The organism is Rathayibacter sp. SD072, from assembly GCF_017355185.1.
Lineage (GTDB): Bacteria > Actinomycetota > Actinomycetes > Actinomycetales > Microbacteriaceae > Rathayibacter.
On the sequence record NZ_JADILJ010000017.1, the window covers coordinates 58,207 to 71,421 of the forward strand.

Sequence of the window (13,215 nt, forward strand, 5' to 3'; positions counted from 1 at the left end):
CCCGATTGGACGCACCATGACCGACCCCGCCCAGTGGCAGTTCGAGACCAAGCAGATCCACTCGGGAGCGGCGCCGGATCCGGTCACCAAGGCGCGCGCCACGCCGATCTACCAGACGACCTCCTACGTCTTCGACAACGCGGAGCACGCGAAGAACCTCTTCGCCCTCGCCGAGTTCGGCAACATCTACACCCGCATCCAGAACCCGACGCAGGCCGTCGTGGAGGAGCGCCTCGCCGCGCTCGAGGGCGGCTCCGGCGCCCTGCTCCTCGCCTCCGGCCAGGCGGCCGAGACCGCGGCGGTCCTCAACATCGCGCACGCCGGCGACCACATCGTCTCGTCGTCCTCGATCTACGGCGGCACATACAACCTGTTCAAGTACACGCTGGCCAAGCTCGGCATCGAGACGACGTTCGTCGAGAACCAGGACGACCAGGAGGAGTGGCGCCGCGCGGTGCGCCCGAACACCAAGCTCTTCTTCGCCGAGACCATCGGCAACCCCAAGATCAACATCCTCGACATCCGCTCCGTCGCCGACGTCGCCCACGCCTCGGGCGTGCCGCTGATCGTCGACAACACGATCGCGACGCCGTACCTGGTCCGCCCGTTCGAGCACGGCGCCGACATCATCGTGCACTCGGCCACCAAGTTCCTCGGGGGGCACGGCACGGTCATCGGCGGCGCCATCGTCGACGGCGGCACCTTCCCGTGGACCGAGAACGCGGAGAAGTTCCCCGGCCTCACGACGCCGGACGAGTCGTACCACGGCGCGGTCTACACGGCCGCGGTCGGCGACTCCCTCGCCTACATCATCAAGGCCCGCGTGCAGCTGCTGCGCGACCTCGGTGCGTCCATCGCCCCGGCGAGCGCCTGGCAGCTGATCCAGGGCATCGAGACCCTGTCGCTGCGCATCGAGCGCCACGTGCAGAACGCGCAGGAGATCGCGGAGTACCTCGAGAACCACTCCGACATCGCGTCGGTGAACTACTCCGGTCTGCTCACCTCGCCCTGGTACGCGGCCGCGAACCACTACGCGCCGAAGGGCGTCGGAGCGGTGCTGTCGTTCGAGCTCAAGGGCGGAGTCGACGCCGGCCGCGCGTTCGTCGACTCGCTCACCCTGTTCTCGCACCTCGCGAACATCGGCGACGTCCGCTCGCTCGTCATCCACCCCGCCTCGACGACGCACTCGCAGCTCACCCCGGAGCAGCAGCTGACCGCGGGCGTGACGCCCGGACTCGTCCGCCTCTCGGTGGGCCTGGAGAGCATCGACGACCTGCGCGCCGACCTCGCCCAGGCCCTGCGGGCAGCCCGCGCCGTGGTCGAGGCGTCGCGCGCGAACGCCTGACCCGGCCTCGCGACGCGTCACCGGTCGCGAAGGAACGGACGAGACCCCCTGCCGCGGCGGGGGGTCGAGTCCGTTCCGGCAGGACACCGGGGGGCGTCACGAGCGCGGGCACGGGGCGGCGCTCCGAAGGAGGGGCGTAACAAACGACGGCGCGGGGCGGCGCTCTGACACGATGGAGACCGCTATGGACTGGCAGCAGACACTCGAGGACACCGTCCCTTCGGCGTTCGTCACCGAGCGCCAGCTCCGCTCGGTGATCGGCAAGCCGCCCGCCACCGGGGCCTGGCGAGACGGCGATCACCCCGGCAACCGCCGCTTCGTCGACGTCGGCCCGTTCGACTTCGAATCGGGCGGGCACCTGCCGCACCTGCGGATGGCCTACGAGACCTGGGGCGAGCTCTCCCCCTCCGGCGACAACGCGATCCTCGTGCTCCACGCACTGACCGGGGACTCGCACCTCGTCGGCCGCGGCGAGACCGGCCACGCGACGGACGGCTGGTGGTCGGGGCTCGTCGGACCCGGCGAGGTCATCGACACCGATCGCTGGTTCGTAGTCGCGCCGAACATGCTCGGCGGATGCCAGGGGACGACCGGGCCGGCCTCGCTCGCTCCCGACGGGCACGAGTGGGGCGCGCGGTTCCCGTACACGAGCATCCGCGACCAGGTCCGGGCGCAGGTCCTCTTCTCGGACCTGCTCGGGATCGCGCGGTGGCACACGGTCATCGGCGGCTCGATGGGCGGGATGCAGGCGCTCGAGTGGGGCATCGACCATCCGGAGCGCGTGGCCCGGCTCGCCGTGCTCGCCGCTCCCCCGCGTGCGACCGCCGATCAGATCGCGCTCAACTTCGTGCAGCTCGAGGCGATCCGCAGCGACGCGAACTTCGCCGGCGGCGCCTACTACGACGCCGGCGACGGTCAGGGCCCGTACCACGGGCTCGCCCTGGCCCGCCGGATGGCGCTGCTGAACTACCGCAGCCCCTCGGAGCTCAACGACCGCTTCGAGCGCAGCTGGCAGTCGGGTCTCAGCCCGCTCGGCGGCGGAGGGCGGTTCGCGGTCGAGTCCTACCTCGACTTCCACGGCAACAAGTTCACCCGCCGCTTCGACGCCAACAGCTACATCACCCTCGTCGAGGCGATGAACTCGCACGACGTCGGCCGCGGCCGCGGCGGCGAGGCGGAGGCGCTCTCCCGCATCACCAGTCCGACCCTCGTCCTCGGCATCGACAGCGATCGGCTCTTCCCCGTCGAAGGTCAGCGGATCATCGCCAGTCACGCTCCGGGCAACATCGACGGCGACGAGGTGGCCGTGATCAGCTCGACCTTCGGCCACGACGCCTTCCTGATCGAGGACGACGTGGTCGGCGGGCACCTCTCGCGCCTGCTGGCCGTGTGAGCCGCTCCCGGCCCGGGCGCCGTCAGTGGCTATCGTGAGTCGGGGGCCCTTCCCCCGACGATCCGAGGGAGTCGCGCCGTGCCCATGATCCGCAGCGTGCGGGAGCGCGACCGCCTCCTCCAGCAGTCCGCGCGAGCCGTGGGTCTGCTGACGGACAGTGCGGCGCTCGTGCTGGTCCTCGTGCCGGGCACCCTCGATCCGCTGGCCCAGCCCTTCGCCGTCGCACTGCTGCTCGGACTCGCCGTGGTGCACGTCCAGCTCGGCCGGAGCGGCGCGCGACTCTGGCTGGTCGCCAGCGGTGTCGGCGGGCTCCTGCTGGGCGCGGGGATCGCCGTCGACGTGGCGGACTCCCCCGGTTTCGCGGCGTTCGTGCTCGCGAGCACCGTCAACGCGATCACGAGCACCGTCGCCGTGGTCGTCAGCACGTCGCCCCGGCGGGCACTGACGCTGCTCCCGATCCTGCTCGCGAGCCTCGTGCCGTCGATGCTCGCCGCCAGCACCGCGATGACCCTGAACGTCGCGATCCTGAGCCTGCTGCCGTGGGGCTGCCTCTGCGCTTTCGCCCTCTGGATCAGCACCGCGGTGCCGCGGGTGGTGCGGCGGATCGACAGCATCGGCAACGCGCACCGCGTCGAACGGCAGGCCAGCGAGACGGAGGCGCAGCGTCGCCAGGGCGCCCGGCTCCTGCACGACACGGTGCTCGCCACGCTGACCCTGCTCGCCCACTCCGGGGTCGGCGTCTCCGTCGACGCCCTCCGCCAGCAGGCGGCCGAGGACGCGCAGCTCCTGCGGCAGCTGCGCCTCGGCGGCACCCCCACCCCCAGCGCCTCCGGCTCGTACCAGCTGACGAGCGTCACGAGCGCGCCCGCCGCGCACACCCTCGAGGGTGTCAAGAACCGCTTCGGACGCATGGGCCTGGACGTCATCTGGCACGGCTCCGGCCAGATCGTGCTCAGCGGCGCCGCCCTCGACTCGTTCCTCATGGCCCTCGCCGAGTGCCTCGAGAACGTGCGGCGGCACTCCGGGGTCAACTCGGCCGACGTCACGATCACCGAGGACGACGGCACGGTGCGGGCGATGGTGACCGATGCCGGGGTCGGGTTCGACATCGGCACGGTCCCCGCCGCCAAGCTCGGCTTCAAGGAGTCGGTGGTGGCCCGGCTCGCGGACGTGGGCGGGCGCACGCGCCTCTTCAGCGCACCCGGCGCCGGCACGACCGTCGTCCTGGAGGTTCCGAAGTGACCGAGCCCGTCGCCCCGCTGCTCAACGGCGCTCCCCGCCGCCGGGGGCGTCCCTCGCGCGCGGCGTCGTCGGCCAAGCAGCAGCACGAGGGGCTCGGCACGAGCTACCTCGGCAGCGGACTCACCGGCATCGCCCTCGCGATCATGGGGTACGAGCTCCTCGTCTTCCTCGGCAGCCTCGACGAGTACTCGATGCCGGGCCTCGGAGCAGCGGCGTGGCTGCTGCTCGGAGCGACCTTCGGAGCGACCGTCCTCGCCATCCGCCACGCAGGTCAGAGCCTGCCCTCCTGGGCCTACGCGGCGTTCCTCGCCGGCGCGTCGGCGGCCGTCGTGCTCGATCTGGCCGCCGTGCTGGGAGCGGGCTCGCAAGCGGCCCCCACCGCCGCCGTGGCCGCAGCGGTCGCGCACACCGCCCTCATCGTGCACCGGCGCGGAGTCGAGATCATCGCCGTCGCGCTGATCGTGGCTGCCGCCGAGCTCGCGGTCTTCGCCGCGATGGGGTGGGGCGACGCCGACGCGGTCTCGGTCCGCGTGAGCGCCCTCGTGCTCACCCTGACGCCCGCCGTGGTCGTCGTCGTGATGATGCGCGGCTTCCGGCGCATGGTGCAGCTCGAGATCGACCGGGCCCTGGTGCAGAGCACGACCGCCGGACCGCGCTACGCGGTCGGCATGCTCGCCTCGGAGGAGCTCGCCCGCCTCGACCTGGCCGCGGAGCGCCTGCTCGCCGAGGTCGGCGACGCGAGCACGCCGCTGCCCCTGGACGCCGACCGGGCCGCGCACGCGGCGTCCCTCGCGACGCAGCTGCGCCTGCACCTCATCGAGGGCCGCCGCGAGACCTGGCTGCACCACGCGATCCTCGAGTCCGAGTTCCTCGCTCCGCTCGTCCATCTCGACGATCCCGACGGCACGGCCGGGCTGCTCGGCCAGGCCCAGCGCGACGGCCTGCTCTCGGCCATCTGGCTCATCCTCGACGGCGCCGTCGGCACTCCCGCGGCACTCCACGTCGAGGCCGGATCGCCCCGTGAGCCCGCCCCGGACGCGCCTGCACGCACTCTCCTCGTCCCGATCGCACTCCGATGCGAGGGTGTGCCACTGCGCGGAGTGGATCCCGCGACGTGGGAGGCTATCGCTCAGGTCGGCGCCTCGCGCACTCCGTCCCGCGACAGTGAGCTGCGGATCGAGATCGACTGCCTGGTCGAGAACCCGGTCGACCGATGACCGGCGGCCGCGAGACGCCGATGAGCCAGAGCCCCCAGACCCCGGGACCCCCGAACCGCAGACGCCCCGAACAGCCGAAGGACTCCGATGACCCACTCCGCCGAGCCGAAGATCACCCTCGCCGTCGTCGACGACCACAAGATGCTCCTGGGCGCCCTCACCGAGTGGATCAGAGGAGCCGCCTCCGACATCCAGCTGGTCGCCGCCGTCGCCTCCTGGCCGGAGCTGCTCACGCACCCGGAGTTCCCGGTCGACGTGGTCCTGCTCGACCTCGACCTCAAGGACAACATCCCGATCTCGGTGAAGCTCTCGACGTTGAAGACCACCGGGGTGAAGACGGTGCTCATGAGCACCTACTCCGAGCCCGCCGTCGTCCGCGAGGCCCTGGCGTCAGGAGCCCTCGGCTACCTCGTCAAGACCGAGGACGCCGACATGATCGTCGAGGCGATCCGCGCGGCGAAGGACGGCCACTCCTACATCTCGCACGAGCTCGACATGGCACTGTCCACCGGTGACTCCGACGGCGCGCCCAAGCTCAGCGCGCAGGAGCGCCGCGTCATGGCCCTCTACGGAGGAGGCGAGCCCGTGAAGTCCGTCGCCTTCGAGCTCGGCATCTCGGAGGAGACGGCGAAGTCGTACCTCAAGCGCATCCGCGAGAAGTACCGCGTCGTCGGCATCGACGTGGGCACCAAGGTCGCGCTGCGCAAGCGCGCCATCCACGACGGGATCCTGATCGAGACGGATTGAGCTGGTTCGCACGGCGGTCCCCGCCCGCCGTGCCGCGGTCGCCTTCCCGACGTGGTCGCGAACCGCAGAGCGGCCTGCGGCGCCCTGCGTGAATCCGCTGGCACGCGGATTCGCGTCGCGGGGCTCGCGCCGGGGTCGAGCCGCGATGCGGGAGCACTCTGCTGGTCGAGTAGCCGGCCGGAGGGCGGCGTATCGAGACCCACGTCCTCCCGCGGCTCCGGCGGAAGAACGCCGCTGCGCGCGCTGGGGCACAGCTCGCGAGCCTGCGGGGCACGCAGCCGGGGCGCAGGGCGGCACATCGCGGTGCACCGCCCCTCCTCTCGCAGCGTCGCGAGCTGCGAGACGCCGCCCGGCGCCCGCTAGAGGGCGTTGATGGGGACGCTTCCGGTGCCGGGGGCGGCGGGCTCGCGCGGGGCGGGGTAGGCCGTGCCGCAGGCGCGGTCGATCGCGAGGCTGCCGAGGGCGAGGAGGATGCCCGCGGCCGTGAGGACCACGCCCACCCAGATGGGTGAGAGGTAGCCGAGTCCGGCCGCGATCGCGACGCCGCCGAGTGCGGCGCCGACGGAGTTGCCGATGTTGAGCGCGGAGTGGTTGAGCGCGGCGGCGATCGTCTGACTGTCGCGCGCGACATCCATCAGACGGGTCTGGATCGCGGGCGAGGCACCGGCCGAGAACCCGGCCGCGAGGAACGCGAACACCAAAAGACCCACCGGCGTCGTGGCCGTGAGCGCGAGACCGACGAGCGAGACGCCCACCCCCGCGAACAGCACGATCAGAGCGAGCCGCACGTTCTTGTCCGCCGCCCAGCCGCCCGCGAGGTTGCCGACGGTCATGCCCAAACCGATGACGACCAGGACCCACGGAACGGCGCCCAGCGGCAGACCGGTGACCTCGGTCGAGAGCGGGGTGATGTAGCTGTACATGGCGAAGAGACCGCCGAAGCCGATCGCGCCGATGGCGAGCGTCATCCAGACCTGCAGGCGTCCGAAGGCCTTGAGCTCGTTGCGCATCGTCGCTGCAGGGTTCCCCGGCTGGTGCGGCACCAGGAGGGAGACCGCGACGACGGTGGCGGCGAAGATGGCCGCCACCACCAGGTAGGCGGAGCGCCAGCCCGCGTTCTGTCCCACCCAGGTGATCGCGGGAACCCCCACCACGTTGGCGATCGTGAGACCGGACAGCACGAAGGCGACGCCCTTGCCGCGGCTGCCCGGCCCCATCAGATCGGCGGCGACGAGGGAGGCGATGCCGAAGTAGGCGCCGTGCGGGAGCGCCGCGACGAACCGGGCGACCAGCACGAGCTCGAAGGTCGGCAGCAGCGCCGAGGCGATGGTGCCCAGCGTGAAGGCGACGAGCAGACCGAGCAGCAGGCGCTTGCGCGGCCACCGGGCGGCGGCCGCAGCGATCGTGGGCGCTCCGACGACCACCCCGAGCGCGTACGCCGAGATCAGCATCCCGGCCTGCGAGTTCGCGAGCTCCGTGTCGGTCGCCCAGACACCGGGGAGCAGATCGGCGGCGAGCTGGGGCAGCAGTCCCATCGCCACGAACTCCGTGGAGCCGATGCCGAAACCGCCCATCGCGAGGGCGAGGAGGGCGAGACGGGTCCGGGCGGGCGAGAGAGTCACCGGACCAGGGTACGGGCATTCCGAGCGGTGTCGAAACGATTCGAGCGGGAGAGCGCTCCCGCTCGGCTCACTCCCCCAGCGCCTGCCCCAGCCGCTCGATCTTGGCGTCGATCTCGCCGGAGTAGCCGGGCCGGATGTCGGCCTTCAGCACGAGCGAGACGCGCGAGCCGAACGTGCCGACCGCCTCCGTCGCCCGCTTGACGACGTCGAACACCTCGTCCCACTCCCCCTCGATCTCGGTGAACATCGAGGTGGTGCGGTTCGGCAGACCGGAGTCGCGCACGATGCGCACCGCTGCGGCGACCGCGTCGTGGACGGAGGCGTCGGGGCCTTCGCCACCCGAGGGAGCGACCGAGAACGCGACGAGCATGATGACCTCCTGCAGCGCGGCCGCCGGTCGGCCGCTGGGTCCGAGCCTACGAGCCCGGAGGGATCAGCGCGCGAGCGCGGAGGCCCCGAGGCGGACGTCGTCCCGACGCGCGGCGGCTCCCCGCGTCCCGGAGCGCCAGAGCTCGCGCACGACCCAGCCGAGCAGCATCAGCAGCAGCACGTTCCGGACCGACAGCACGAGCACCATCCACCAGTGCGACCAGAGCAGGAAGAGGTACAGGTACGGGTAGACGAGCTGCGTGAACGCCGCGACCCACAGGGTCAGCTTCGCGGGGGTGCGGAAGGCGTCGCGGTCGACGACCAGCCCGGCGATCACCGGAGGGGCGAGCCAGACGACGTACTGCGGCGAGAGCACCTTGTTGACGTCGATGAAGACCACGACGAAGGCCAGCGCCAGCAGCGGGAGCAGGCGGGCGGCCGAGGCGCCGGAGCGCAGGGCGCGAAGACCCAGACCCGCGACGACCAGCATGGCCGCCGCGAGCAGCGGGGTCATCAGATCGGCCGCGACGTCCGTCCCCGGTCCGTGCATCTCGAAGGTGTTGATGTCGGCCGCGTACCAGACGTAGCTGCCGGAGCCCGGGAGCACCGAGAGCCACATCCACGGCGTGCTCACCACCGCTTCGATCTGCAGCCCCCGGGTGGTCTGGTCCGAGACGAAGCTGAAGACCTGCTCGCCCCCGCCGACCAGCACGACTCCGAGCACGATGACGGCGGAGGCGAGGACCGGCACGACGATGCGCCGCACTCGGCCCCGCAGCACCAGCACGGCGGCGGCGAGCACCGCGGCGGGCCAGACCTTGACCCAGGTGGCGATCGTCAGCAGGAGCGCGGAGGCTCCCGGCCGCGTGCCGACCCACAGCATCCCGGCGATCACCGGCGGAGCGGTGAACGCGTCGATCCGCCCGACCGCGATGGGGCCGAGCAGGACGAGGAACAGCAGCCACCAGCGTGCAGCGGCCAGTCGCGCCGACCGGCGGCCGTGCAGGAGGAGACCGAATGCCGCCGCGTCGGCGAGAGCGACGAGGACGAGCCAGACGACGTCGTACCCGGCGGCACCAAAGAGCCACGAGGCCGCGATCGGCGCCCAAGCGAGGATCGGGTAGACCCAGCCCGTGTCGATCCCGGCGACGCCGCCTCCCTCGACCGCCGTCTGCATCCACTGCTTGTAGACGATGCTGACGTCGCCCATCGGCAGTCCGGGCGCGAACAGCGCCAGCACCGACAGCAGCAGGTGCACCAGGGCGAAGCCGCCCCAGAGCACGGCGGCCGAGTCGCGGTTCTCGCGCAGCCAGACCGTGGGGCGGGTCCTCGCCGGGGTTCCTGGGGTCGTCACGGCGTCATCATAGAGCGGCTGTCGAACGGCATCCTGGCAGGCGCGGAGCGCCGGAGCACCGGTCAGTAGCCGGCGAACGCATCGGTGCGGACCCGCTTCGCCCCGGCCCCGCGGAGGGCGCCGCGCACCGAGTCGACGAAGGTCGGCGAGCCCGAGACGTAGCCGACGCGGCGGGGCGCGTCCGGGACCAGATCGGCGAGCGAGGCGGCCGTCAGTCGAACCGACGAGTGGGCCCAGCCGTCGGGGAGCGCACGCGGCGCGTCGGGCGACAGGAGCACGACCCGCGCTCCCGACGCCTGCAGAAGCTCCCGGTACGCGGCGTCCTCGAGCGTCGCCGCCGCGTAGACCACCACGACATCGCGCGCGGGGCCGTCCGCGAGGGCCCGCAGCTGGCTGGCGAACGGAGTGATGCCGATGCCGCCCGCGACGAGCAGCAGCGGCACGGAGGGATCCGACGGCAGGACGAAGTCGCCGCCGACGCCCGTCGCCCGGACGACGGCGCCCGGCTCGAGGTCGGCGAGGGCGCGCTTGAAGCTGCTCGCCTTCTCGGGCACGCGCATCGCGATCGCGATCTCTCCGTCCCGGGGAGTGGAAGCGATCGAGAAGGTGCGACGGCTCCCCCTCGCATCGGAGCGGTGCGGCAGATCGAGCTCGATCCACTGCCCGGGCTCGAAGCGCAGCGGCGAGGCCGACCGGAAGCGGTACTCGGTGATGCCCGGCGCGATCGACTCCGCGGAGCGCAGCTCCAGCGGCAGGCGTCGACGCTGGCGGAACGCGAAGGCGAACGCGAGGGCGTTGCCGACCACGAGGCCCAGCTCGGGGCTCGAGTAGAGGACCCCCCAGTGGAACGGCACGCTGGTCAGCAGCGCCGCCACCACCGCCACGACGAGCTGCTGCGAGCGGCGGGGCGCCAGCGTCAGCGGCTCCGTGAGCATGAAGGCGCCCGCGAAGACGAACGGGTAGGCCGTGAGGACCGACAGTGCGGCCGCCCCGACCTCCTGGCCGGCGAGGACCGACTGGGAGACGGACACGGATCCGGCGACCAGCACGAAGACGAGGAAGACCGCCCAGCGGCGCACGCGCGCCACGATCAGCAGCGCGGCGACGAGCACCCAGGGCCACAGAGCGCCCGTCGGCAGCACCCAGGCGGCCGCGGTCAGCGACCCCTCCGCCGGGGTGCCCTCGAGCAGCCCCTGGGCGAGGGCGACGAGCAGGACCGCCACCGCGGCCGGGTTGAACACGTGGCGCCCCCGCCAGGCGAGGACGTACTTCGACGCCGCCGCGATCGCGCCCACCAGCGCGACGACGAGCAGGGCGCCCGGTTCCGCGGTGGGGAAGAGCAGGAAGGCGATCAGGAGCCCGGTGACGAGCGAGGACTCGAGGTGCGCGGGCGAGCGCACCGCCTTCGCGAGCAGCCAGGTCACCGCGGTCGTGGACGCGACGGCGACCACCGCGGTGGCGGCGATCTCGAGCGGTCGGAAGAAGATCAGCCCCGCCGCGGAGTAGCCGAGCGCGACCGCGAGGAGCGCGGCGAGCGTCATCCAGACCAGGCGGTACATGGTGATGCGCCCGAGGGCGCGATCGAGGGTGCCGATCATCGGAAGACCTCTCCGGGGAAGCGGGGCGAGTGTTGGAGGGTGCCGTCGCTGAACACGCGGACGAACTCGAAGTCGAAGCGTTCGGCGAGAGTCTCGGGAGGGCTGACGAACAGCGCCGTGGCGAGTCCGTCGGCGAGCAGAGCCGTGTCGGCGATCGCCCAGGTCGCGACCACGGTGTCGACGGGTCGGCCGGTGCGCCCGTCGAGCACGTGGTGCAGGCCGTCGCCCCAGGCGCGGCGGTTGCTCGCGGAGGCGCAGAGCGCGCGCTCGCCGGGCACGGCCACCCCGATCGCCCGGGTCGGGTCGTAGGGGTGCTCGAGAGCGACGCGGAAGGGACCGGCGCTGCGGGCTCGGAGGTCCCCTCCGGCGTCGACCACCGAGTGCTCGACACCCGCGGCGTCGAGCTCGGCCAGGACGAGATCGACCAGCTGGCCCTTGCCCGCTGCGCCGACATCGAGGACCACCGCCCGCGACGTCGCCACGACGCGACCCCCTGCCGCGCGGGCGCCGGACCAGGAGGGCGGAGCGGAGGCGGGTCCGCGCGGGACGAGCGTGTAGTCGGCGTCGTACCCCAGCTGCTCGAGGGCGTCGCCCACGAAGGGCGTCACGGCGCCGTCGGTGAGCCCGTGAAGGGCGTCGTAGAGGGCGAAGAGTGCGTCCGCCTCCTCCGGGAAGACGTGCTCGCCCGGCTCGGTGCGCAGGCGTGACACCGCCGAGTCGTCGCGGAATCGCGACCAGGTGCGGTCGTACTCCCCGATGCGCGCCTCGACACGGGAGCGCACGCCCGCGTCGAGGGCGTCACCGGAGTCGATGCGCCAGACGGTCCCGATCGCGTCGAACCGCCAGACGTGCTCGAGCACGTGCCGGTCGTCAGGCCGCGGCATCGGCCTTGATGGTCTCGACGGCATCGTTGAAGCCGCCGGAGGTGAGGGAGGACCCCGAGACGACGCTCACGTCGAGCTCGTCGAGGGGGACCCCGACGACCTCGCCGGAGATACCGCTCGCGAAGCGCTCCTGGTACTGCTCGCCGGTGGGGTTCTCGGACTGCGGGGTCACCGTGACGGCGGTGACGACGCCGCCCTCGAGCGTGAGCTCGACGCCGACGGTCTCGTTGCCCCCGGGCGAGGTGTACGCACCCTCGGCGTCGTAGGTGCCGTCGGCGTACGCGCTGTCGCCGGCGGCGGCGTCACCCGCGGCGGCGTCGGTCGAGGTGGTCGCGGGCTCCGACGCGGCGGAGCTCGGGGCCGTCGTCTCCTCGGCGGAGTCGGTGCCGGCGGTGGCCGTGCTGGAGCAGGCGGCGAGGGCGGCGAGGGTTCCCGCGCCGGCCAGGAGGGTCAGGGCGTAGCGGACGGGAGTCGTGGTCTTCGCGGTCATGTCTGTTCTCCTGAGTGGGGGGCGGACGCGGCTGTCGCTCCCGACCGTAGGGACGGGAGTTGTGGGGTTCCGATGAGGCGCCCGTGCGGCTCCAGTGACAGACCCGCGCCGAGCGCTTCTCCCGGGACAACGACCCGGCGGCGGCATCGGTTCAGTGTCGCCGACCCATAGCTTGGCTGTCCTTCTCCCCGGTCAGTCCAGGAGGCTCGCGACGACCCGCGGGAGGTGCTCGGCGATGTCGAGGGCGGCGATCGGCCCCCCGCCCGACGCGGACTCGCCCGCACGGGCGTGCAGCACGGAGGCGGCCGCCGCGACGGACACGAGCTCCCGGTCGCCGAGGGCCGTCCCTCTCGCCTCGGCGTCGGCGGCGCTCCCCGCGAGCAGGGCGCCGAGCACTCCCCCGAGCACGTCGCCGCTGCCGGCTGTCGCGAGCCACGGAGTCGATCCGCTCACGTCGAGCGCGACGTCGCCCGCCACCACGTGGGTCGTGCTGCCCTTGAGCAGCACGCAGACCTCGAACCGCTCGGCGGCGCGGCGCGCCCATCCGGCCGCGTCCGCCGCGATCGACGTGGCGTCGACGTCGACTCCGGCCCGCTGGAGCATGCCGGCGAGCTCGCGGAAGTGGGGCGTCACGATCACCGGTCCGTCGACCTCGCCGATCAGGTCGAGCGCCCCCGCGTCGAGCACGACGGGCACTCCCGAGTGCAGCTGCTCGAGCAGCACTCCCCGCTCGGAGTCGGAGCGGTCGTCGGCGCTGGTCCCGGACCCCACGAGCCAGGCCTGCACGCGCCCCGCACCGGTCACCACTTCGGGCCGCCGAGCGAGCACGAGCCCCGTGGGCCGCTCGGGGCCCAGGTACCGCACCATGCCGACCCCCGTCCGCACGGCCGCCTCCACCCCGAGCTCCGCCGCGTCGGAGCCCGCGACCACCTCGACCGACGCCGCCGCGGGTGA

12 protein-coding genes are annotated in these 13,215 nt (G+C 72.6%); 5 read left to right on the top strand and 7 right to left on the bottom strand.

Features of this window, described 5'->3' with window-relative positions; translation table 11 throughout:
- Positions 1-16 precede the first annotated feature (16 nt).
- The 5 genes from IOC53_RS08990 (at position 17) to IOC53_RS09010 (ending at position 5,944) form a co-directional block, all read left to right on the top strand.
- Positions 17-1,345, top strand: a complete 1,329-nt coding sequence (locus tag IOC53_RS08990) for a bifunctional o-acetylhomoserine/o-acetylserine sulfhydrylase (protein ID WP_207404890.1) — start codon at positions 17-19, stop codon at positions 1,343-1,345.
- A gap of 184 nt (positions 1,346-1,529) precedes the next feature.
- Complete coding sequence (locus tag IOC53_RS08995) at positions 1,530-2,738, top strand: homoserine O-acetyltransferase (protein ID WP_207404892.1); 1,209 nt, start codon at positions 1,530-1,532, stop codon at positions 2,736-2,738.
- Positions 2,739-2,822: 84 nt separating this feature from the next.
- A complete protein-coding gene (locus IOC53_RS09000; protein ID WP_207404922.1) occupies positions 2,823-3,980 on the top strand; it encodes a sensor histidine kinase in 1,158 nt (385 codons plus the stop codon).
- Positions 3,977-5,197 (top strand): hypothetical protein, encoded by a 1,221-nt coding sequence (locus IOC53_RS09005; protein ID WP_207404894.1) that lies wholly within the window; start codon positions 3,977-3,979, stop codon positions 5,195-5,197. The genes IOC53_RS09000 and IOC53_RS09005 overlap by 4 nt, the downstream gene beginning before the upstream one ends.
- An 87-nt stretch (positions 5,198-5,284) precedes the next feature.
- Positions 5,285-5,944, top strand: coding sequence for a response regulator (locus IOC53_RS09010; protein WP_207404896.1), 660 nt, complete (start codon positions 5,285-5,287; stop codon positions 5,942-5,944).
- Positions 5,945-6,303: 359 nt separating this feature from the next.
- On the opposite strand, the gene IOC53_RS09015 is transcribed toward IOC53_RS09010, so the two are convergent.
- The 7 genes from IOC53_RS09015 to IOC53_RS09045 all read right to left on the bottom strand — a co-directional run bounded on the left by IOC53_RS09015 (position 6,304) and on the right by IOC53_RS09045 (position 13,191).
- On the bottom strand, positions 6,304-7,566 hold the full coding sequence (locus IOC53_RS09015; RefSeq protein WP_374070548.1) for an MFS transporter: 1,263 nt from the start codon (positions 7,564-7,566) through the stop codon (positions 6,304-6,306).
- Positions 7,567-7,633: 67 nt separating this feature from the next.
- A complete protein-coding gene (locus IOC53_RS09020; RefSeq protein WP_207404898.1) occupies positions 7,634-7,936 on the bottom strand; it encodes a thiamine-binding protein in 303 nt (100 codons plus the stop codon).
- A gap of 63 nt (positions 7,937-7,999) precedes the next feature.
- Entirely contained in the window at positions 8,000-9,289 is a 1,290-nt protein-coding gene (locus IOC53_RS09025) for a glycosyltransferase 87 family protein (protein ID WP_207404900.1), read from the bottom strand.
- 62 nt (positions 9,290-9,351) lie between these two features.
- A complete protein-coding gene (locus tag IOC53_RS09030) occupies positions 9,352-10,887 on the bottom strand; it encodes an FAD-dependent oxidoreductase (RefSeq protein WP_207404902.1) in 1,536 nt (511 codons plus the stop codon).
- Positions 10,884-11,771 carry an FAD:protein FMN transferase gene (locus IOC53_RS09035; protein WP_207404904.1) on the bottom strand — a complete coding sequence of 296 codons (888 nt, stop codon included), beginning with the start codon at positions 11,769-11,771 and terminating at the stop codon, positions 10,884-10,886. Before IOC53_RS09035 ends, IOC53_RS09030 begins: the two co-directional genes overlap by 4 nt.
- Complete coding sequence (locus IOC53_RS09040) at positions 11,758-12,261, bottom strand: FMN-binding protein (protein WP_207404906.1); 504 nt, start codon at positions 12,259-12,261, stop codon at positions 11,758-11,760. Before IOC53_RS09040 ends, IOC53_RS09035 begins: the two co-directional genes overlap by 14 nt.
- A 192-nt stretch (positions 12,262-12,453) precedes the next feature.
- The gene (locus tag IOC53_RS09045) at positions 12,454-13,191 is read right to left on the bottom strand and encodes an ADP/ATP-dependent (S)-NAD(P)H-hydrate dehydratase (protein WP_307786132.1); all 738 of its coding nucleotides are present in this window, start codon (positions 13,189-13,191) and stop codon (positions 12,454-12,456) included.
- Between the last annotated feature and the right edge of the window lie 24 nt (positions 13,192-13,215).